General features: G+C 65.2%; 21 protein-coding genes and 1 pseudogene. 11 read left to right on the top strand and 11 right to left on the bottom strand.

Going from position 1 to position 19,138, the window contains the following annotated elements:
* The 4 genes from deoC to cdd form a co-directional block, all read right to left on the bottom strand.
* Complete coding sequence (deoC, locus tag PIN01S_RS17510; RefSeq protein WP_084337308.1) at positions 1 to 774, bottom strand: deoxyribose-phosphate aldolase; 774 nt, start codon at positions 772 to 774, stop codon at positions 1 to 3.
* Positions 775 to 828: 54 nt separating this feature from the next.
* Positions 829 to 1,635: an outer membrane protein OmpK gene (locus PIN01S_RS17505; RefSeq protein ID WP_084337306.1), complete on the bottom strand. Its 807-nt coding sequence runs from the start codon at positions 1,633 to 1,635 to the stop codon at positions 829 to 831.
* A 115-nt stretch (positions 1,636 to 1,750) separates the two neighbouring features.
* On the bottom strand, positions 1,751 to 3,010 hold the full coding sequence (locus PIN01S_RS17500; RefSeq protein ID WP_084337304.1) for a NupC/NupG family nucleoside CNT transporter: 1,260 nt from the start codon (positions 3,008 to 3,010) through the stop codon (positions 1,751 to 1,753).
* Between the two features lie 73 nt (positions 3,011 to 3,083).
* Positions 3,084 to 3,500: a cytidine deaminase gene (gene cdd / locus PIN01S_RS17495; protein ID WP_084337302.1), complete on the bottom strand. Its 417-nt coding sequence runs from the start codon at positions 3,498 to 3,500 to the stop codon at positions 3,084 to 3,086.
* A gap of 388 nt (positions 3,501 to 3,888) precedes the next feature.
* Between cdd and PIN01S_RS17490 the strand changes: the two genes are divergently transcribed.
* Both PIN01S_RS17490 and PIN01S_RS17485 read left to right on the top strand, forming a co-directional pair.
* Positions 3,889 to 4,413: a hypothetical protein gene (locus tag PIN01S_RS17490; protein ID WP_084337300.1), complete on the top strand. Its 525-nt coding sequence runs from the start codon at positions 3,889 to 3,891 to the stop codon at positions 4,411 to 4,413.
* Between the two features lie 75 nt (positions 4,414 to 4,488).
* Positions 4,489 to 4,911, top strand: a complete 423-nt coding sequence (locus PIN01S_RS17485) for a VOC family protein (protein WP_084337298.1) — start codon at positions 4,489 to 4,491, stop codon at positions 4,909 to 4,911.
* An 18-nt stretch (positions 4,912 to 4,929) separates the two neighbouring features.
* Here the strand turns inward: PIN01S_RS17485 and PIN01S_RS17480 are convergent, their stop codons facing one another.
* Both PIN01S_RS17480 and PIN01S_RS17475 read right to left on the bottom strand, forming a co-directional pair.
* The gene (locus PIN01S_RS17480; protein ID WP_084337296.1) at positions 4,930 to 5,769 is read right to left on the bottom strand and encodes an SDR family oxidoreductase; all 840 of its coding nucleotides are present in this window, start codon (positions 5,767 to 5,769) and stop codon (positions 4,930 to 4,932) included.
* A 21-nt stretch (positions 5,770 to 5,790) separates the two neighbouring features.
* Positions 5,791 to 6,036 (bottom strand): CDGSH iron-sulfur domain-containing protein, encoded by a 246-nt coding sequence (locus PIN01S_RS17475; RefSeq protein WP_084337294.1) that lies wholly within the window; start codon positions 6,034 to 6,036, stop codon positions 5,791 to 5,793.
* 95 nt (positions 6,037 to 6,131) lie between these two features.
* On the opposite strand from PIN01S_RS17475, the gene PIN01S_RS17470 reads away from it, so the two are divergent.
* Both PIN01S_RS17470 and PIN01S_RS17465 read left to right on the top strand, forming a co-directional pair.
* Positions 6,132 to 7,220 (top strand): endonuclease/exonuclease/phosphatase family protein, encoded by a 1,089-nt coding sequence (locus PIN01S_RS17470; protein WP_084337292.1) that lies wholly within the window; start codon positions 6,132 to 6,134, stop codon positions 7,218 to 7,220.
* Positions 7,221 to 7,342: 122 nt separating this feature from the next.
* Positions 7,343 to 8,089, top strand: coding sequence for a substrate-binding periplasmic protein (locus tag PIN01S_RS17465; RefSeq protein ID WP_084337290.1), 747 nt, complete (start codon positions 7,343 to 7,345; stop codon positions 8,087 to 8,089).
* Between the two features lie 43 nt (positions 8,090 to 8,132).
* Here PIN01S_RS17465 and hrpB read toward each other — a convergent pair whose 3' ends face one another.
* Positions 8,133 to 10,649: an ATP-dependent helicase HrpB gene (gene hrpB, locus PIN01S_RS17460; protein WP_084337288.1), complete on the bottom strand. Its 2,517-nt coding sequence runs from the start codon at positions 10,647 to 10,649 to the stop codon at positions 8,133 to 8,135.
* 179 nt (positions 10,650 to 10,828) lie between these two features.
* Between hrpB and pmcY the strand changes: the two genes are divergently transcribed.
* The 3 genes from pmcY to PIN01S_RS17445 all read left to right on the top strand — a co-directional run bounded on the left by pmcY (position 10,829) and on the right by PIN01S_RS17445 (position 12,864).
* Complete coding sequence (gene pmcY / locus PIN01S_RS17455) at positions 10,829 to 11,245, top strand: periplasmic Zn2+ metallochaperone PmcY (RefSeq protein WP_084337286.1); 417 nt, start codon at positions 10,829 to 10,831, stop codon at positions 11,243 to 11,245.
* A 210-nt stretch (positions 11,246 to 11,455) separates the two neighbouring features.
* Positions 11,456 to 11,974: a DinB family protein gene (locus PIN01S_RS17450; RefSeq protein ID WP_084337284.1), complete on the top strand. Its 519-nt coding sequence runs from the start codon at positions 11,456 to 11,458 to the stop codon at positions 11,972 to 11,974.
* On the top strand, positions 11,971 to 12,864 hold the full coding sequence (locus PIN01S_RS17445) for a cation diffusion facilitator family transporter (protein WP_084337282.1): 894 nt from the start codon (positions 11,971 to 11,973) through the stop codon (positions 12,862 to 12,864). Before PIN01S_RS17450 ends, PIN01S_RS17445 begins: the two co-directional genes overlap by 4 nt.
* Here PIN01S_RS17445 and PIN01S_RS26445 read toward each other — a convergent pair whose 3' ends face one another.
* Positions 12,865 to 13,053 (bottom strand): hypothetical protein, encoded by a 189-nt coding sequence (locus tag PIN01S_RS26445; RefSeq protein WP_139198563.1) that lies wholly within the window; start codon positions 13,051 to 13,053, stop codon positions 12,865 to 12,867. It lies immediately after the preceding gene.
* Between the two features lie 582 nt (positions 13,054 to 13,635).
* Between PIN01S_RS26445 and PIN01S_RS17440 the strand changes: the two genes are divergently transcribed.
* The 3 genes from PIN01S_RS17440 (at position 13,636) to PIN01S_RS17430 (ending at position 15,223) form a co-directional block, all read left to right on the top strand.
* Entirely contained in the window at positions 13,636 to 14,115 is a 480-nt protein-coding gene (locus PIN01S_RS17440; RefSeq protein ID WP_084337280.1) for an Lrp/AsnC family transcriptional regulator, read from the top strand.
* A gap of 195 nt (positions 14,116 to 14,310) precedes the next feature.
* Complete coding sequence (locus PIN01S_RS17435; RefSeq protein WP_084337278.1) at positions 14,311 to 14,514, top strand: DUF2788 domain-containing protein; 204 nt, start codon at positions 14,311 to 14,313, stop codon at positions 14,512 to 14,514.
* Positions 14,515 to 14,830: 316 nt separating this feature from the next.
* A complete protein-coding gene (locus PIN01S_RS17430; protein ID WP_084337276.1) occupies positions 14,831 to 15,223 on the top strand; it encodes a globin in 393 nt (130 codons plus the stop codon).
* Positions 15,224 to 15,247: 24 nt separating this feature from the next.
* Here PIN01S_RS17430 and PIN01S_RS17425 read toward each other — a convergent pair whose 3' ends face one another.
* Entirely contained in the window at positions 15,248 to 15,811 is a 564-nt protein-coding gene (locus PIN01S_RS17425) for a pseudouridine synthase (protein WP_169715843.1), read from the bottom strand.
* A 157-nt stretch (positions 15,812 to 15,968) separates the two neighbouring features.
* On the opposite strand from PIN01S_RS17425, the gene PIN01S_RS17420 reads away from it, so the two are divergent.
* On the top strand, positions 15,969 to 17,039 hold the full coding sequence (locus tag PIN01S_RS17420; RefSeq protein ID WP_084337272.1) for an MBL fold metallo-hydrolase: 1,071 nt from the start codon (positions 15,969 to 15,971) through the stop codon (positions 17,037 to 17,039).
* A 162-nt stretch (positions 17,040 to 17,201) separates the two neighbouring features.
* Here the strand turns inward: PIN01S_RS17420 and amn are convergent.
* A pseudogene (gene amn / locus PIN01S_RS17415) lies at positions 17,202 to 18,700 on the bottom strand (AMP nucleosidase).
* A 4-nt stretch (positions 18,701 to 18,704) separates the two neighbouring features.
* The gene (locus PIN01S_RS17410; protein WP_084337268.1) at positions 18,705 to 19,097 is read right to left on the bottom strand and encodes a DUF3703 domain-containing protein; all 393 of its coding nucleotides are present in this window, start codon (positions 19,095 to 19,097) and stop codon (positions 18,705 to 18,707) included.
* Between the last annotated feature and the right edge of the window lie 41 nt (positions 19,098 to 19,138).

The following is a 19,138-nucleotide window of genomic DNA, read 5'->3' as shown; positions in this document are numbered from 1 at the left end:
TCAGTAACCCTCTTTGGCCGCACCTTCACTGCCCAGACCAAGATGCCGGAGCAGGTCGTCGAGCACGCTCGAAGCGCCCAGGCGAAGATGCTCCGGAGTTACCCAGTCCTGCCCCAGATATTCCTCCGCCAAGCCGATATAGAGGCGTGCATCGGCCAGCGTGCGAATCCCACCGGCAGGTTTGAAGCCCACTCGCCCGCCGGTCTCCGCGATGACCTCCAGCATGAGCCGGGCCGCCTGTTCGGTGGCATTGACCACCACTTTGCCGGTGCTGGTCTTGATGAAGTCGGCCCCGGCTTCGATGGCATCCCGGCTCGCCTGGCGGATCAAGGCCGGATCGGCCAGCTCGCCGGTCTCCAGGATCACCTTGAGCAAGGCATCGCCGCAGGCCCGTTTGCAGGCGCGCACCAGCTCGACACCGACCGTCGCGTCGCCGCCGCGCAGGGCCGCATAGGGATAGACCACATCCACCTCGTCGGCCCCCGCCTCCACCGCTGCCCGCGTCTCGGCTGCCACAACCTCCACATCGGCGGCGCCGGCCGGGAAATTGGTCACGGTGGCCACCTTCACCTGGTTGCCGCCCAGCGCATCCAGCGTCTGCCGCGCCAGGGCGACGAAGCGCGGGTAGACACAGACAGCGGCCACCGGCCCGACAGGCGTCAGGGCGCGCCGGCAGAGGTCGCGGATGCGCGCCTCGTCGTCGTCCGGGTTCAGCGAAGTGAAGTCGAGAAGGCCGATGGCCTTGCGTGCGAGTTGTGCGTCGGTTGCGGTCATTGCGCGTGTCTCTAAGGCAGAAGAAAGAATGTCCACGCCGCTCGTGGCGTGCGGCTACCAAAAGTTGTACTTCAGGGTGTAGATGGTCGCGTTCTGATAGGCGTCAGGTGATCCCAGCTTATCCACCGAATAGCGGTACTGCACGCCGGCCGTGATCGCCTCCGCAGGGTGCCACCAGAGCGCCAGCGCGCCGTTGTTACCCATCTCGTCGGCGGTACCGTTGACGTAGTTGTCATGCAGGTACTCGTCGTCGCGCTCGAAGGTCAGCTCGTGCCAGTTAGTGACGGTGAACTTCTGCTCGAAGGCCTTGAAGGCATAGCCGAACACCCAGCCCAGCATGTAGCCGTTCATGCCGCTGTAGTTGTTGCTGTTCACATGGGCGGCACCGAGGAACGGCTTGATCCAGAAACCATTGTCGAAGGTCCGCCGGTAACCGAGGCCGACGATCTGGTCCTGCTCGCGCACGTCGAAGCCGTAGTCGCGGAAGTCGTAGACATGCAGGTACACGGAGAACGGCGAATCGCCCAGATAGAGGTGCGAAGTGACCTTCGCCGCACTGCGCCGGTTGTCGCGACCATCATGCTCCAGGCGGTCGCTGCCGGGGTTTTCCAGATCGGCGAAGCCATAGAACTCGCCCCATTCGAACCCGACCGCCCCTTCCAGTTCCAGGAAGAAGAAATCACCCTTGGCCGCATTATCGGCCGTACGCTCCTCGGTACCCCTGGACCAGTCCAGGTAGTTCAGCGACATGTTGGCGAATGACCATTGCGGGTCGAGGGCATCGGCCCAGGTCGTCGGCGCGGCCAGCACGCAAAGCCCGGCGGCCAGGGTACGCAGCGGGTTCCTTGGAGTTGTGTTCATCCGTGTGTTTCTCCTTGAGTCGTCATAACGGCGGCCTGCGAAGGCGGCGGGCCACGCTTTCCAGAAAAAACGCTTCCGACCGGCCTGGAGCCAGGCCGGTGCAAATCCGCTGAAATCAGAGGGAAACGAAGAAGCCGGCCAGGGCCGCGCTCATCAGGTTGGACAGGCTCCCGGCCAGCACTGCCTTGAGGCCCAGTTGGGCCAGCTCGTGCCGGCGATTGGGCGCCATCACTCCGAGCCCACCGAGCAGGATGCCGATCGACGACAGGTTGGCGAACCCGCAGAGGGCGAAGGTGATGATCACCTGGGTCTGCGCGGAAAGCACCGCGACCCCGCTTTCCGCCGCCTTGACCGGGTCCAGGTAGCGGGCGAAATCGATGTAGGCGACGAATTCGTTGAGCACCAGCTTCTGGCCGATGAAGCTGCCGGCCTGGACCGCTTCCGACCAGGGCACGCCGAGCACGAACGCCAACGGCGCGAAGAGGTAGCCGAGCAATTGTTGCAGGCTCACGTCCGGGTAGCCGAACCAGCCGCCGAACCAGCCGAGCAAACCGTTGAGCACCGCGATCAAGGCAATGAACACCAGCAGCATGGCGCCCACGTTCAGCGCCAGTTGCAAGCCGCTGGTCGCCCCGCTGGCCGCCGCATCGAGCACGTTGACCGGCTTGTCGGTGATCAGCTCGTCGACATCGCCCGGATCGTCCTGCGGCATCGCGGTTTCCGGCTCCATCAGCTTGGCCATCAACAACCCGCCCGGTGCCGCCATGAAGCTCGCGGCGATCAGGTATTTCAATTCGACGCCCAGGCTGGCGTAGCCGATCAGCACCGAGCCGGCCACCGAGGCCAGCCCGCCGACCATGATGGCGAACAGCTCGGAGCGGGTCATGCGCGGGATGAACGGCCGCACCACCAACGGCGCCTCGGTCTGGCCGACGAAGATGTTCGCCGTCGCCGACATCGACTCCGTGCGGCTGGTGCCGAGTGCCCAGCGCAACGCCCCGCCGATCACCCGGATGATCAGCGTCATGATCCCAAGGTGGTACAACACCGCAATGAAGGCACTGAAGAAGACGATCAGCGGCAGCACCCGGATGGCGAACACGAAGCCCTGGTTGCCGAACACCTCGAACATCTTGTCGCTGCTCAGGCCGGCGAACAGAAAGGCGATGCCCTCGTTCGCGTAGCCCTGCAGGGACGCCACCGAGCTCGACATACTCGCCAGCACGTCCTTGCCCCAAGGCACATAGAGCACGAAGGCGCCCAGACCGGCCTGAATCAGAAAAGCCCCCACCACGGTGCGCAGGCGGATCGCCCGGCGATTGCGGGAAAACGCCAGCGCGATGGCCAGCAGTACGACGATACCAACGAGACTCATGGAGAGACTCCCGTGAACGGATAAAGGGAACCCGGCCCGGACCTGCCGGGGCCGAGCCAGAAAATCGAATGAGTCAGAGAGAAAAGGCGCCGGGCAGCAGCTCGTCGCTACGCCATGCCCGGTACTGATCGGGGTCCCCGCCGCAGCAGTAGACGGGGCAATCGGCCGACAGCAGTTCGCTGATCACCTGGCGGCAGGCGCCGCACGGGCTGATCGAATCCATCTTCGGCGCGAACACCAGCAACGCCTTGAAACTGCGTGGCGCGTGCCCCTGGCTGATCGCCGCGAACAACGCGCTGCGTTCGGCGCAGTTGGTCAGTCCGTAGGAGGCGTTTTCCACGTTGCAGCCGAGGATCACCTGATCGTCAGCCGTCAGCAGGGCCGCACCCACCGGGAATTGCGAATAGCCGCAGTAGGCACGCTCTGCGGCCAGCTTCGCCGCTGCCAGCAGCGTTGGAGGAATACCCTGCGGATCGTTGTTGTCGTTCATCCTGTTTCCATCCCTATCCGAACCTGTCCTTATGGTCAGAAATAGCAAGAGCCAGGCCAACTGCATCAAGCGCATCCGCAACCTGACATTGCCTGGCCTCCCGGCTAACAGCACATGGCCATGACTTGGAAAAAGCGTTACGTCCCGACACTTCGCGCACCAGAAAAAGGGGGAAAGCTGTCACAGCGGACAGCTTTGGTGCATAACAATCACTAAAGCATGGGCCGCCTGACCGCTGAGCGCGAATCGGTCACATTCCGGTAACGACAGCGCCCTGCGCAATCGGTTCTCCGCTGCGCGTCGGGCATGCCCATCCAGCGGACTGCCTGAATCTTCCCCGAAGCCCCCGGTCACAGCTCTAGAGACAGAGACTTGGCAGGAGGTCCCCATGAAAACCAACCGCAACGAGCGAACCCCGAAGGAAATCGACGATATCCAGGACCGCATGGGCTCCATGGAGGAACTGGATTTCAGCGATCGCAAGGACGAGCGCAGCGGTCGGGTGGGCGATACCCGTCCAGAGGATGAACTCCGCGACGAATACCCGCCGGAGCGCGTCCGCGAAGCCGGCAAGACCGGCGGCGAGGTGAACGACCACAATCCGACCCTGGACGACCTCAGCCCGGAAACCCTGTACGACGAGACCGGCTCCCGCTCACCGCGGGAACGCGGCGAAGGCCTGCCGAACGACAAGGATCTGAGCGTGGTGGATGAGCATACGATCGGCGGCGGCAGTGGCCTGGACGAAGCCGAACTCGGACGGGTCAAGCCGCTGGATGGCAAGCCCTGGGACGCCAGCCAGTCGGAAGCCGATACCGAACTCAGCGACGAGGAGCTGGGCATGGACGAACAAACCCTGTCCCGTGACGATCCCCTCGATTCGGCGCGCTACAAGAAGCCGGATAGCGAGTAGCGCGAGCGCATTCCCGATCTTCGTCCAGCGGAATACGCGCTACGCTTGGGGTTGTTTTCCAAGGAGGCTCCTCACATGACGGACATCAACCCCAGCATCCTTTCCCACCTGTCCATCGGCACCAACCAGTTCGAGCGCGCGGTCGCCTTCTACGACCGCGTGCTGGCGACTCTCGGTTGCAAGCGCGTCATGGCCCATCCCGGCGCGGTCGCCTACGGCCGCGAATACCCGGAGTTCTGGGTGCAGATCCCGATCGACGGCCAGCCGGCGAATGTCGGCAACGGTACCCATATCGGCTTCTTCGCCCCGGACCGGGAGTCGGTGCGGGCGTTCTACGAAGCCGCGCTGGCCGCCGGTGCCCACAGCGATGGCGAACCGGGCCCACGCCCCGATTACGGCGATCCCTACTATGGCTGCTTCGTGCGCGACCTCGACGGGCACAAGATCGAAGCGGCGTTCTGGGATACCAGCCTGCCCTACGAACCCCACGCGCATTGAGGCCCGGCGGCGCCAGGTTTACCTCGGCGCCGCCGGCTTCAACCCCGACAGACGCGGCAGCAGCACACGCTCGAACAGGCGCGGGAAGAAGCGCGCCAGCAAGCGTGCCCGCCAGTCCACGTTGGACAACACCAGCAGACGCCGCCGTCGTAGCGCGCCTTGGTAGATGGCCTCAGCGACATCCTGGGGCGATGCCACCTTGCCCATCGCCAGGGGCGGCTGGCGAGTCACCGAGCCATCGCCAACCAGGGCGTTCTTACGCAGGTCGGTGGCAGTGAAGCCGGGGCAGACCAGCATCACGTTGACCCCGGAGCCCCTGATCTCGTAACGCAGGGTTTCGAACAACCCGTGCAGGGCATGCTTGCTGGCGTTGTAGGCACTGCGATAGAGCAACGGGGCGAAACCGGACAGCGAACTGAGCACGATGATCTGCCCCTGGCGGGCGACCAAGCTGGGTAGCGCAGCCTGGGTGCAGTGCAGCGCGCCGAAGAAGTTCACCGCCATGATCCGCTGGAACACGGCGAGATCGGTCTCGACGAAGGTGCTGCGGTGAGTAATGCCAGCGTTGTTCACCAGCACATCGATACCGCCGAAGCGCTCGATGGCCAGCGTCACCGCCCGCTGGACCGCCTCGGCATCGGCCACGTCGCAGCGCAGGCCCAGGGCTTCGGCGTTATGGTGGGCGTCCAGGTGCTGGACCATGCTGTCCAGCGCCGCCTGGTCCAGATCAAGCAGAACCAGACGCGCGCCGGCCTGCGCCATGCGCACGGACAGCGCCCGACCGATACCGGCACAACCGCCGCTGACCAATACCACCTTGCGATCGAAAACCTTGTTGTTAAACACCTTGCGATACATGCCGCCCCCTTGGCGTGGAAATCAGTCGCCCAGCGCTTCGTGCGTACCGTCGCAAAGCGGCGGTGCGTGGCTGTGCTTGCAACCGCAGAAATAGAGCGTTTCGCTGTGCTCGGCATGAAACTTCAGCGGCAACAGGTCGCCGCCCTTGTGCGAGCCGTCGCAGAACGGCTGGCGGGTGCTGTGGCCGCAACGGCACCAGAAATAATCGCGGCCGGCGATCACCTCCACCACATAAGGGCCGCGCTGGGCTATCTGGGGTTCGCTCACGCCGGCAGTCCTCATCGTTTGCGCTGCGTCAGGGTTGGGCCGTGGACGGCCTCTCGGTTATGCTCGCGCTCTTTCAGCATAGTCCAGCTCTGCCGATGACCTTGCTCCGCTCCCTGCGCTTCAGCCTGATCATGTTGCTGGTACTGGGCATCGCCCTGGCCGCCCTGATCCATGCGCTCACCTGGCATCCCGCGGACCGCGAAGACGCGCCGTTGTCCTGCAGTGCCGATGCGCCTGTGCTACTGCCGGGCCAGGCACTCAAGGTGATGACCTGGAACGTCCAATACCTGGCCGGCAAGCGCTACGTGTTCTTCTACGACCTGGCCGACGGCAGCGGCCCGGACGAACGCCCCACCGCCGAGGACCTCGCCTACAACCTCGACGAAGTGGCCCGGGTGATCCGCGACGAACAACCGGACATCGTGCTGCTGCAGGAACTGCACGACGGCGCCAAGGCCAGCGATTACCAGGACCAGCTGGCCCTGTTGCAGGAGCGACTGGCCGACCTTTATCCGTGCAGCACCCAGGCGTTCTACTGGAAGGCGCGCTTCGTACCGCATCCGCGCATTCTTGGTAGCGTCGGCATGAAACTCGCCACCCTCAGTCGCTACCGCATCGATCATGCCGAGCGCCTGCAACTTCCGCGCGTACCGGCCAATCCGATCGTCAAACCGTTCGGCTTCAAGCGTGCACTGCTGGTCAGCGAACTGCCGTTGCGCGACGGCGGCCGGCTGGCAGTGATCAACACCCACCTGGATGCCTTCGCCCAGGGCGACGACACCATGCAGCGACAGGTCGCCATGACCCGCACGTTGCTCGACCGCCTGGAAAACCAGGGCACCCCATGGCTCTTCGGCGGCGACCTCAACCTGCTGCCACCGGGGCAATACACGCGTCTGTCCGAACCCCAGCGCAGCTGGTACGCCGAGCACAGCGAGCTGCAGGATTTGGCCAGCCGCTACCCGATGATCCCCAGCCTGGACGAAGTGAACGGCGACAAGCAGGCCAAGTGGTACACCTACTCGCCCAACGGCGCCGAAGTCCCTGGGCCGGACCGCACCCTCGACTACCTTTTCCACAGCCCCCGCCTCAAGCGGCTCACGGCAACGGTGCGGCAACGCGATACCCTACGGATTTCCGACCACCTGCCGCTGGTCGCGCGCTTCCTGCTGCCTCACGAATGAGGCGACGAGCACTCGGGCCCAGGCTGGACAAAGCCCGGACGGCCACGCATGCTGCCGCGGTACACATACAAGACGCGCTCGGAACACAGGGATTGCGGGACTCCAGAGCGCCACGGTGATCGATGTCCAGACTTTCCTGCCTCGCGCTCGGCGCCGCGCTGTTCTGCGGCCTGAGCTTCGCCCAGACCGAATCCGGGCAACCGCTGCCGGTGGTCAATGTCGGTTTTTATGAATTTCCGCCCTACACCTACAGCGCCGCCGATGGCACTCCCGAAGGATCGGCGCTCAGGCTGACCGAACGCCTGCTGAAGCATGCCGGCTATCACCCGGTTTTCCGCAGCCTGCCCGGTGCCCGTCTATATGCCGGCTTACGGGACGGTAGCGTGCACCTCTGGCCTGGCGCACCGGGCAAGGAAGAACTCAAGGGGCATACCCTGGAAAGCCGCAGCGTGCTGGGCGAATTCGACCTCGCCCTGTACTTCCGCCGCGACACCCTGCTTCCCCGCCTCCCGGAAGACCTGGGCGGACGCGGCATCATCCTGATCAGCGGCTACAGCTACTGGAAGCCCTACAGCGACTGGCTGAGCGACCCGGCACTGAATATCGAGCAACACCGCACCAGCAGCCACACATCCGCCCTGGAAATGCTCCAGCGCCATCGCGGCGACTTTCTTCTGGATTACGTGACTCCCGTGGAACAGGCGCGCCAACGCCTGGGTATGGCCGAGCTGCCCTATGTGGTGCTGCACCGGCTGAGGTCGAAACTCATCGTCTCTCGTCGCGCCCCGGATGCTCAGAAGCTGCTCGACGCACTGGACGGTGCCTATGAGGAACTGGAAGCGCAGGGCGAGGATTTGCGACTGCCCTGACTCACTCCTGTAGGGGCGAATTTATTCGCCCGACGAAACCCAGTCAGCCTCTCGGCTTGGCACGCGCGGTAGGTTCGGCGATCAAGGGATCGTCAGGCCAGTAGTGCTTGGGATAGCGCCCCTTGAGATCCTTCTTCACCTCGGCGTAGGTGTTGCGCCAGAAGCTCGCCAGGTCTTGTGTCACCTGCACCGGGCGGCGCGCCGGGGACAGCAGGTGCAGCTTGACGATCTGCCGGCCGCCGGCGATACGCGGCGTCTCGGCGAGGCCGAACAGTTCCTGCAGACGCACCGCCAGGATCGGCGGGTCCTCGCTGTAGTCCAGGCGGATGTTCGACCCGGACGGTACGCTCAGGCTACGCGGCGCCAATTCCTCCAGGCGCTGCGGCAGCGGCCAGGGCAACAGACCGGCGAGAATGCCGCCCAGATCGAGGTTGCCGAAGTGGCTGAGCCGGCTGACCTTGCCGAGGTATGGCGCCAACCAGTCCTCCAAACCGTCGAGCAGCGCCACGTCGGAGACATCGGGCCAGTCGCTGCGACCGCCGCTCTCCAGATCGATTCGGCGCAGCAGTGCCACCCGTGCCTGCCACTGGCGCAGTTCCGGTGTCCAGGGCAACAGTTCCAGCCCCTTGCGCCGCACCAGTTGAACCAACGCCCGGCAGCGCGCCGCCTCGTCCAGCCCTGGCAACGGCTCGCGATCCAACACCAGTTCGCCGACCCGCCGCTGACGCTCGGCACGCAGTACGCCTTCGCGCTCGTCCCACTCCAGCTCATCGCGGCTTCGCACCTGCTCGGCCAGCACGTTATCGAACAACGCCGGATCGAGATCGGTCGCGAGGTAGATGCGCTCCTCGCGCTGCCCCTGGCGACTGCCGAGGTCGGCGATCACCAGCCACTCATGTTTCATCAAGGCGTCCGGTTCGCCGAACAGCGCCGCCCGGCCGTTGGCCAGCCGGTACTCGGCGCCGCCGGGACGGCGTTGGCGGGCAACGCGATCCGGGTAGGCGAACGCCAGCAGCGCGCCGAGCCAGCGCCCGTGCTCAGGATCGGCCACCGCCTCCCGAGCCTCGCCACGCAGGTAGCTTCGGTATTGGCGGGCCAGTTGCCGGGCGCGCTGCACGCCGCCGCGGCTGGCACCGGCCGACCTCTCCCCAGCCAGCAGTGCCAGCCGGCTGTGCAAGTCGGCACCTCCGCCCCGCAGGATGTCGCGCTCGCCGAGCAAGGCGGCGAGGTCGCACGCCAGTGCACCCAACCCCAGGGCCTGACCACGCAGCAGCAAATGAGCGATGCGTGGGTGCGCCGGCAGCTCGGCCATCGCCTGGCCATGAGGCGTCAGCACGCCCCGCGCGTCGAGGGCACCGAGACGGCCGAGCAGGTCGCGCGCCTGGGCATAGGCCGCAGGAGGCGGCGGGTCGAGCCAGACCAGTTCGGCAGGCGTCACGCCCCAGCGCGCCAATTGCAAGGCCACCCCGGCCAGATCGGCCTGGAGAATCTCTGCGCTGCCATAGGCTGGCAGTTGCTCATGCTGCTCTTGCGACCACAGCCGGTAGCATACGCCCGGCTCCAGGCGTCCGGCACGTCCGGCGCGCTGCGTCGCGCTGGCCCGGGAGATGCGCTGGGTGTCGAGGCGGGTCATGCCGCTGTTCGGATCGAAGCGCGGCACCCGCGCCAACCCGGCGTCGACGACCACACGCACACCATCGATGGTCAGGCTGGTTTCGGCGATATTGGTGGCCAGCACGATCTTGCGCATCCCGGCCGGCGCCGGTTCGATGGCGGCGCGCTGGGCGGCGAGATCGAGTTCGCCGTGCAACGGACAGAGCAGGAGGTCGCCACGCCCGGCCAACGCCTCGGCCAATTGCTCGTGGACCCGGCGAATCTCCGCCTGGCCGGGCAGGAACACCAGCAGGCTGCCCGGTTCGTCGGCCAGCGCCTGCAACACCGTCGCGACGACCCGGGGTTCCAGGTATTCGCCAGGCTGCACCGGCCGCCCCCAGCGGATGTCCACCGGAAACATCCGTCCCTCGCTGCGCACCACCGGCGCCGCGCCGAGCAGCGTCGACAGCCGCTCGCCTTCCAGGGTGGCGGACATCAGCAGGACTTTCAGCGGCGGCTCGTCGCGCAACAGTTCGCGACCGTTGAGGGTGAGCGCCAAGGCCAGGTCGGCATCCAGGCTGCGCTCGTGGAATTCATCGAAGATGACCAGCCCCACGCCCTCCAGCGCCGGATCGTCCTGCAGGCGACGGGCCAGGATGCCTTCGGTGACCACTTCGATGCGGGTCTTCGGCCCGACCTTCGATTCCAGGCGGATGCGGTAGCCGACCGTCTCGCCGACTCGCTCGCCCAGTTCGCTGGCCAACCGCTCCGCTGCCGCCCGCGCCGCCAGCCGGCGCGGCTCCAGCATCAGGATCGACTGCCCGGCCAACCAGGGCTCGTCGAGCAGGGCCAGCGGTACCCGGGTGGTCTTGCCCGCGCCCGGCGGCGCCTCCAGCACTACTTCATGGCGCTCGGCCAGGGCGGTGCGCAGGGTGGGCAATACGGCATCGATGGGCAGGGCGAGCAAGGGCCGATCCTCGGGTGGTCGAACGCAGGGCGGCGATTATACCGGCGATCGCCCAGGCCTTCGCCGCAGATGAAGGGAACCCGGGCGGTATGTGCGCAGGTCATATGAAGGACGCCACAGCGAAGCGGTATTGCAATGGACGCCTTGGTATAGTGGCGATTTTCAATCAGGAGGTGCTTATGCGCACGCATTCCCGTGTCATCGGCGGGGTCCTCATCGCCGCCCTGTTCAGCCAGTTGTCCGCTTGCGGCACGCTGTTCTTTCCCGATCGCCGGGGCCAGATCGAAGGCAAGATCGACCCGGTGGTGGCCGCACTGGATGCCGTCGGCATTCTCTTCTATGTGATCCCGGGCCTGATCGCCTTCGGCATCGACTTCGCCACCGGCGCCATCTACCTGCCCGACAACCAGTACTCGGTAGCCCCGGAAACCCTCAAGGACGCCATCGGCAGCGACGGCCAGATCGACCGCGCCAAGCTCAAGGCGATCATCGAGCGGGAAACCGGCCACAGCCTGCCGCTGGACGACCCGCGCCTGATCCAGCACAGTGGCAGCCTGCAGCAACTGGCCGCCTACGGCCTGCGCCCAGCCGCCTGAGCCTGCCCTTAGGGCACCTCTAAAAACGTAGACGAGGCAGTCAGCACAAGGCAAAAACAAGCGAAAAAGCGCAGTTTACGGGCTGTAAATGAGCATTTTGACTGGACTCGCATCCGAGCTTGTTTTTAACGCAGTGATGACAACGCAGGTAGTTTTTAGAGGTGCCCCTTAGGGATGCGGCGGCACCAACGCCGCATCCCAGGAGCCCCGATGACGACCCGACGGAACGGAACCCTGATCACTCACCTCGAACGCATGCTGACCTACCACGGCTGGGCTTATCGACGCCTGCTGGCGGCCGTGGAGCCGCTCGGCGAGGATGCCTGGAAGGCCCCATGCGGACTGTTCTTCGGCAGCCTTCATGGCACCCTCAACCACCTTGCCGTAGCCGACCGTATCTGGCTCGCCCGGGTATGTGGCGAACCGGCGCCCTTCGCCCGACTGGACGCGGAAGCGGCGGCCAGTCGCACCGAGCTGGCCGACTACCTAGCCGAAGGCGTGCAGGCCTGGCTGCAGTTCCTCGATCAGCATGACGACGTCAGCCTCGCCGCCCACCTGGACTACCGCAACATGCGTGGCGAGCCCTTTCGCAAGCCGCTGGCCGATATCGTCCTGCACCTGGTCAACCATGGCACGCATCACCGTGGCCAGATGAGCGCCGCCCTCACTGCCATGGGCCAGCCGGCGCCAGTGCTGGACTACCTCTACTTCCTGCCGGACGATCTATGAGCCTGAGCCACCCACACGCCAACCTGCTGCGCCTGGCTACCCGCGCGGCCCTGACCGTGGCGCTCTGCCTGGTAGCCGCCAAGGCCGTGGCCTGGTGGCTAAGCGGTTCGGTGAGCCTGCTCGCCGGCCTGACCGACTCGTTGCTGGACAGCGCGGCCTCGCTGCTCAATCTGCTGGCGGTGCACTATTCACTGCGCCCGGCCGACGACGACCACCGCTACGGCCACGGCAAGGCCGAAGCCCTGGCCGGACTGGGCCAGTCGCTGTTCATCGGGATCAGCGCCCTTCTGGTCGGCGCGCAAGGTGTGAATCGCCTGCTCCATCCGGAGCCGCTGGGCGCACAGGCACTGGGTATCGGGGTGATGGCCCTGTCGCTGGTGCTGACCGCCGCCCTGCTGGCGTACCAGCACCATGTGATCAAGGTCACCGGCTCCACCGCGATCCGCGCCGATTCGCTGCACTACCGCTCGGACCTGCTGCTCAACAGCAGCATCCTGCTCGCCCTGATCCTGGCCAGTTATGGCTGGGAGCGGCTCGACGCGCTGTTCGGCATCGGTATTGCCTTCTACATCCTGTGGAGCGCCGGCAGCATCGCCCGCGAAGCGGGCGCGGTGCTGATGGATACGGAGCTGCCGCCGGACGTCAGCGCGGACATGCATCGGCTGGCCTGCGAGGTACCCGGCGTGCTCGGCGCGCATGACCTGCGCACGCGCATATCCGGCACGCATTGGTTCGTTCAGCTCCACCTGGAGCTGCCCGGCGAGCTGTCGCTATCCCAGGCTCATTGCCTGTGCGACCAGGTGGAGGCGGCTATCCATGCCGTCTACCCCCGGGCCGAGGTACTGGTGCATGCGGACCCGAGCGAAGTGGTGCGCCACGACCGGCCGTGATCAAGCCCCGATCTTCGTTTTCGGGCTCTGCGGCCGCTCCGCCAGCAATGTCCTCGCAACCTGCGGATCGATCCGCTCGACCACTTCGATTTCCGGAACCATCGACTGCGGCGGTTTTGCGACCACCAGCGGCGACAGCCCCAGCAACAACAAGGCGAAAACCTCCACAATCCCCATGCGCTTTTCCACAGGTACCTCCCGTTGCGGTTCTTGGTTGACGAGGCATCAGACAGCGAGCCCACGCAAAAGCGTGTCAGCGCAGCGTAAAGACTGGGTAAAGGGCACCTCTAAAAACGTAGACGAGGCAGTCAGCACAAGGCCTCGGCGGCCCCACAAAAACAAGCGAAAAAGCGCAGTTTACGGGTTGTAAATGAGCATTTTGACTGGGCTCGCATTCGAGCTTGTTTTTAACGCAGTGATGACAACGCAGGTAGTTTTTAGAGGTGCCCTAAAGGCGGCGGAAAAGAAAAAGGGAGGCCGAGGCCTCCCTGGGGACAAGTCCTGCGCGGGCAATCGTGTCGCCGCTTTCGTCGCCCGTCTGGTTGGACGGTGCGGACCCGGTGGCCGCTGCGACCCGGTGGGATCGGCGGCGCCGACGCACCTGATTGGGCGGGTCGGATGGACGCGTGGTCCGGGCCGTGAAACTGAGAGAAAGCTTACGCCCTCGCCTGCGACAGAGGATTGCGAAAATTGCTTATCCATGGATTACTTGCGCAATAAATAGCTCTTTAGCATTCAAATTTCGCAATTCACCACAGTGAACCCATAAAAATGAACAAACTCGACCGTTACGACCTGCGCATCCTCGCCGAGCTGCAGCACGACGCCCGTATCTCCAACCAGGAACTGGCCGAGCGCATCGGGCTGTCGCCCTCGCCCTGCTCGCGACGGGTGAAGCAACTGGAAGATGACGGCTATATCGTGCGCCAGGTGGCCTTGCTGGACCGCAAGAAGCTCGGTCTGACCCTCACCGCCTACGTGCTGATCGGCATGGACCGGCATACGCCGGAGCGCTTCGAGCGGTTCGAAGCGGCCATCCGGCAATGCCCGGAAGTGCTGGAATGCAGCCTGGTCACCGGGATGGAAGCGGACTACCAGCTCAAGGTGGTGGTGCCGGACATGGATCATTACCAGCAGTTCCTGCTCGGCCAGCTCACCCGCATCGAAGGGGTCACCAGCGTGCGCTCGAGCTTCGTCCTGAATCAGGTACTGAGCAGCACCGAACTGCCATTGCAGCATCTGCGCAACTGAGCGGGGGCGGACGCTCGTCCCCTCCCGCTGCGACACCGGACCGCAATCGCGTATACTCGCCGCCGCCCTCGCCGTACCCCGGCGAGGCTCCGCACGATGCCCGGCGACAGAAGCCGATACCCTGGTTCTGTTGTCGCATCCGTACGTGCCCCCGAAAGAATCCCACCCCGTCAAGGCATGCCGAGGAGGTAAGCGATGGATCCCGAGTTGTTCGAAGAATGGATGATGATTGGCCTGGTCAGCGCGCTGGTCGGCTTCATGGCGTTCATCGTCTGGGACCTGGCCAAGAAGTCCAAGGCCGGCCGCTTCGGCACCATGATCCTGTTCCTCGCCCTCGGCCTGGGTGTGCTGGGTTTTGTGATCAAGTCGCTGGTTATCGGTAGCCTGGAAGGCGTCTGAGCGAACCTGTTCACGTCCACGCGGTCCATGAACCGCCCAACCGCTACATGCGAGTCTTGTAGCGGTTCCCAATAAGAGCTTTTCACATTCGACCGACACGGTCCGTCGCCAGATGCGCCCGTCGACCAGGCGCTTCCCGATGGATTGCCGTTTGCCGGACGAATGATTTTGCCCAGACACCAGCATTTGAAACGACCGCATTGAGGCTTTTCCTCGAAAGCTCTCGAACGCGGATCGTCGATCCCCCGTATGGCCCCGGGAAGCGCTACACAGATGGCGCGCGGCCTCGCTCCTCACTGAGATAAGGATATTTTCGATGAAACCCGCCGATCGTGTAATGCAGAGCTATGGCCGCTGCTGTGCCAGCCCTGCATTCTTCGATACCTTCTATGAAATCTTTCTCGCCAGTTCGCCCCAGGTTCGCGAGAAATTCGCCAACACGGATATGTCGCAGCAGAAACTCCTGCTGCGCCAGGGCATTCTCAATCTGGTGCTCTATGCCCGCGGCATGCCGGACAGCAAACTGCGCGCCCTGGGCGAATCCCATTCACGGGAACGCATGGACATCCGCCCCGAACTCTACGACCTCTGGCTGGATTCGCTGCTCGGCGCCATCGGCCGGCACGATCCGGAGTGCGACGCGGAAACCCGTGATGCCTGGCGTGAAGTGCTCGTCAAGGGCATCAATCTGATCAAGTCGTTTTACTGATCCGGTCGCCGCGCTAGAACAGATCTAGTGCGGCGCCACCTCCCGCCACTCACCGGGCGCCAGCCCGTCCAGCGTCCAGTCACCGATCCTTACCCGCACCAGCCGAAGCGTCGGTAGCCCGACTGCGGCCGTCATGCGCCGGACCTGACGGTTGCGCCCCTCGCGAATCACCAGCTCCAACCAGGCGGTGGGCACGCTCTTGCGAAAACGCACCGGCGGATTGCGCTCCCAAAGCGCGGGCTCTTCCAGGCGACGAGCCTCGGCCGGCAGCGTCGGACCGTCGTTCAGCTCCACACCGTCGCGCAACCGCTGCAACTGTTCATCGCTCGGTTCGCCTTCCACCTGCACCCAGTAGGTCTTCGCCAGCTTGTGCCGGGGATCGGCAATGCGCGCCTGCAGCCGGCCGTCATTGGTGAGCAGCAGCAGACCCTCGCTGTCGCGGTCGAGCCGCCCCGCCGGGTAGATGCTGGGGATCGGGACGAAGTCCTTGAGAGTCGCCCGCCCCTGGTCGTCGCTGAATTGGGTGAGAACGTCGAACGGCTTGTTGAACAGGATCAGCCGCGGTTCGGCAGGCGGCGCCTTGGCCACCCGGCGCGGTGCCGCCGGTTTGCCGGGAAGGCGGCGCGGAGCGGGACGGGAAGCAGGGCGGGAAGGACGCGACATGACTGGAAACGACTTGGCCGGACGGGAGGCGGGACGGGCATGCTAGGTTGACTGCTCGTCGAATCGCAAGAGCGAACCACGCATGTCATCACGCCGCCCCCTCTGGCTGGTCAGCCTGCAAAGCCTTCTCGGCCACGCTGGCGATGGTTACCAGGGACCGCCTTCCGATCATTTCGATGGGAAGCGCTTCCGCAACCTGCGCCCGACCCCACACAAGAGCTTCGCCAGCTTCCTCAAGTGGCAGCTCAACCACGAGCCGCAACCGGCGTGGATCGACCAGCCAGGCCCGGCCAGCCCGCCGGCGATACCGCAGCGGGTCGAGGGCAACGATTTGCGGGTGACCTATATCAACCATGCGACGATCCTGATCCAGCAGCACGGCCTGAATATCCTCACCGATCCGCTCTGGTCGCAGCGGGCCAGCCCCTTCTCGTTCCTCGGCCCGCGCCGACATCATCCGCCGGGCTTGAGCCTCGACGAATTGCCGCCAATCGATGTCATCCTGGTCAGCCACAACCATTACGACCACCTCGACCTCTACAGCCTCCGCGAACTGGCCCGGCGTTTTCCCAAGGCGCGGGTGATCACCGGACTGGGCAATGGCGCGCTGATCGAGGCCGCCGGCTGGTCCGGGGTGAACGAAATCGACTGGTGGCAAAGCCTGCCGCTCAACGAGCACCTGATCCTGCACGGCGTGCCGGCTCAGCACTGGTCCGCCCGCGCCCGTCGCGACACTAATCGGACCCTGTGGATGGGCTTCGTCCTGGCATCGGCGGAAGGTCCGGTGCTGTTTCCCGGCGACAGCGGCCTGGGTCCGGAATTCGGGCTGATCCGCGAGCGCTTCGGCCCGCTGCGCTTCGCTGCCCTGCCAATCGGTGCCTATGCGCCGCGCTGGTTCATGCGCGACAACCACATGAACCCCGACGATGCGGTCCAGGCACACCTGACGCTGGAGTCGCAGAGCAGCATGGCGATTCACTTCGGCACTTTCCGCCTCAGCGACGAAGGCCAGTTCGCCCCGCTACGCGACCTGGCCAAGGCGCTCACCGAACGCCAGGTAGCGCCGGAACGCTTCCGCGCCCCGGCGCCCGGTGAGCATTGGCAGGTCCCGCCGCTGGCCGCCGGCGCAGCCGTCAGCCGGCGCGCCAGCTAAACGACTTAGAACCTGTTTACGATCTCGCGAGCTAGAGCCATGCAAGGCAAAAACCGACGAGGACGCGCTGGGGTCGCATTCGACTTTACGAGCTGTAAATGAGCAGTCCGAGTCGGTTTTTAACGCAGCAGGGCCGACGCGCAGCAGATCGTAAACAGGTTCTTAGCGGAACGGCGGCTCGTCGAAACTACGCAGCTTGCGCGAGTGCAGGGAGTTGAGCTGGCTGCGCAACAAATCGAGGGCCGCGATGCCGATGCGCAGATGCTGGGTGACGGCACGCTCGTAGAAGGCATTGGCGGCGCCGGGCAGCTTGATCTCGCTGTGCAGCGGCTTGTCGGATACGCACAGCAGCGTGCCGTAGGGCACCCGCAGGCGATAACCCTGGGCGGCGATGGTGCCGCTCTCCATGTCCACCGCCACCGCGCGGGAGAGGTTGATCAGCGGCCGCTCCTGCGCCCAGCGCAGTTCCCAGTTGCGGTCGTCGTAGGTCAGCACGGTGCCGGTGCGCAGGCGTTTCTTCAGCGCCTCGCCCCGCTCGCCGGTGACTTGCGCCGCCGCCTCCTGCAGCGCCAACTGCACTTCGGCCAGGGCCGGCAGCGGGATGTTCGGCGGCAGTACGCGATCGAGGATGCCGTCGCGCCGCATGTAGGCGTGGGCCAGCACGTAGTCGCCGATGGTCTGCGACTGCCGCAGGCCGCCGCAGTGGCCGATCATCAGCCAGCAATGCGGGCGCAGCACGGCGAGGTGATCGGTGATGTTCTTCGCGTTGGACGGGCCGACCCCGATGTTCACCAGGGTGATGCCATGGCCATCCTCGGCAACCAGGTGGTAGGCCGGCATCTGATAGCGATGCCAGAGCACCCCGCCGATGATGGCCTGGGCCTCGCCCTCTTCCATGCCGCGCTCGATTACCACGTTGCCCGGCAGCACCATGCGCACGAAGCGCGAATCCTCACGCAACCGACTCAGGCCGTGGAGGATGAATTGGTCGACGTAGCGGTGATAGTTGGTCAGCAGAATCCACGGTTGCATGTGGCACCAGTCGCTGCCGGTGTAGTGCACCAGGCGGCGCAGGGAGAAATCCACCCGCGCCGCGTCGAACAGCGCCAGGGGCAGCGGATCGGCGGTCTGCCAGTCGTACAGGCCATCGGCGATGCCGTCCGAGGCGGCCGACAGGTCGGTGCTGGGGAACACCCGCGCCAGCTCGGCGGCGGTCACACCGGATGCCGCCAGCTCGTCGCCGTGCTCCACCACGTAGGGATAGGGAATGTTCTGTTCGCTCACGCCGACTTCGACCTGCACGGTGAAGTCGCTCATCAAGGGGCGCAACTGCTCGAGCAGGTAATTGCGAAACGCTTCCGGCTGGGTCACGGTGCTGCTGTAGGTGCCCGGCACCTGCACCTTGGCGTAGGCACGCACGGTGGACGGCACTTCGCCCTGGCACAGGTAGGTCAGACGCAGTTGCGGATAACGGAACAGGGCGCGCTGCGCGGCGTCCGGCTCGATGCGCTCCTTCAGGTAGCGCTTGAGCGCCTGGGTCAGCGCCGAGGTCGCGCGCCGGTGCAGCGCGGCCAGCCGATCCACGGCCTCTTCGGGGGTGTGGGCGACGATGAAAGCGTCCGAGTCGATGTTCACGGCGAGGTTTTCCTGTCTGGTCGCACAGGCCTATCTTGCCTGCTTCCACGGAAAAGACCTACCGGCAAACTGCCTTGCCCCCAGCGGCTCAACCGCGCGCCAGGAACGCCCGCAAATCCTCGGGTACCGGCTGCGGCACCAGCGGCCCCACCCGCCGTGTCCCGGGATTGCCCAAGGGATAGACCCGGCCAGCGAGCCCAGGCTGCCGGGCAGGCGCAACAACTGCGCGGCCATCTCCCTGAAATCCCGCTGCCGCCAGGCCCAGGCGAACAACCAGACATGGCTGAGAGAATGATCGATAAAGCTCGGCTGGCTGAGGATATGGGCGCGCTCCAAGTGGCGAAGCTCGGCGGCGGGATCGCCCCGCTCGCGCCAGAGTGCGGCAAGCAGGCGCTCGTGACGGAAGGCTTGATGACGGGTCATGACGGGGCTCCTGAGTGAAGGAGCCCCATGCTGCAGGCTGG

It is taken from the genome of Pseudomonas indica NBRC 103045, assembly GCF_002091635.1.
GTDB lineage: Bacteria > Pseudomonadota > Gammaproteobacteria > Pseudomonadales > Pseudomonadaceae > Pseudomonas_M > Pseudomonas_M indica.
The sequence above is the reverse complement of the archived record's forward strand: the minus strand, read 5'-3'. Positions and strand labels throughout refer to the sequence as shown.

Bases quoted from the DNA above. Each gene is read 5' to 3' on its own strand.
- deoC (WP_084337308.1), bottom strand. From the start codon at position 774: ATGACCGCAACCGACGCACAACTCGCACGCAAGGCCATCGGCCTTCTC.
- PIN01S_RS17505 (WP_084337306.1), bottom strand. From the start codon at position 1,635: ATGAACACAACTCCAAGGAACCCGCTGCGTACCCTGGCCGCCGGGCTT.
- PIN01S_RS17500 (WP_084337304.1), bottom strand. From the start codon at position 3,010: ATGAGTCTCGTTGGTATCGTCGTACTGCTGGCCATCGCGCTGGCGTTT.
- cdd (WP_084337302.1), bottom strand. From the start codon at position 3,500: ATGAACGACAACAACGATCCGCAGGGTATTCCTCCAACGCTGCTGGCA.
- PIN01S_RS17490 (WP_084337300.1), top strand. From the start codon at position 3,889: ATGAAAACCAACCGCAACGAGCGAACCCCGAAGGAAATCGACGATATC.
- PIN01S_RS17485 (WP_084337298.1), top strand. From the start codon at position 4,489: ATGACGGACATCAACCCCAGCATCCTTTCCCACCTGTCCATCGGCACC.
- PIN01S_RS17480 (WP_084337296.1), bottom strand. From the start codon at position 5,769: ATGTATCGCAAGGTGTTTAACAACAAGGTTTTCGATCGCAAGGTGGTA.
- PIN01S_RS17470 (WP_084337292.1), top strand. From the start codon at position 6,132: ATGACCTTGCTCCGCTCCCTGCGCTTCAGCCTGATCATGTTGCTGGTA.
- PIN01S_RS17465 (WP_084337290.1), top strand. From the start codon at position 7,343: ATGTCCAGACTTTCCTGCCTCGCGCTCGGCGCCGCGCTGTTCTGCGGC.
- pmcY (WP_084337286.1), top strand. From the start codon at position 10,829: ATGCGCACGCATTCCCGTGTCATCGGCGGGGTCCTCATCGCCGCCCTG.
- PIN01S_RS17450 (WP_084337284.1), top strand. From the start codon at position 11,456: ATGACGACCCGACGGAACGGAACCCTGATCACTCACCTCGAACGCATG.
- PIN01S_RS17445 (WP_084337282.1), top strand. From the start codon at position 11,971: ATGAGCCTGAGCCACCCACACGCCAACCTGCTGCGCCTGGCTACCCGC.
- PIN01S_RS17440 (WP_084337280.1), top strand. From the start codon at position 13,636: ATGAACAAACTCGACCGTTACGACCTGCGCATCCTCGCCGAGCTGCAG.
- PIN01S_RS17435 (WP_084337278.1), top strand. From the start codon at position 14,311: ATGGATCCCGAGTTGTTCGAAGAATGGATGATGATTGGCCTGGTCAGC.
- PIN01S_RS17430 (WP_084337276.1), top strand. From the start codon at position 14,831: ATGAAACCCGCCGATCGTGTAATGCAGAGCTATGGCCGCTGCTGTGCC.
- PIN01S_RS17420 (WP_084337272.1), top strand. From the start codon at position 15,969: ATGTCATCACGCCGCCCCCTCTGGCTGGTCAGCCTGCAAAGCCTTCTC.
- PIN01S_RS17410 (WP_084337268.1), bottom strand. From the start codon at position 19,097: ATGACCCGTCATCAAGCCTTCCGTCACGAGCGCCTGCTTGCCGCACTC.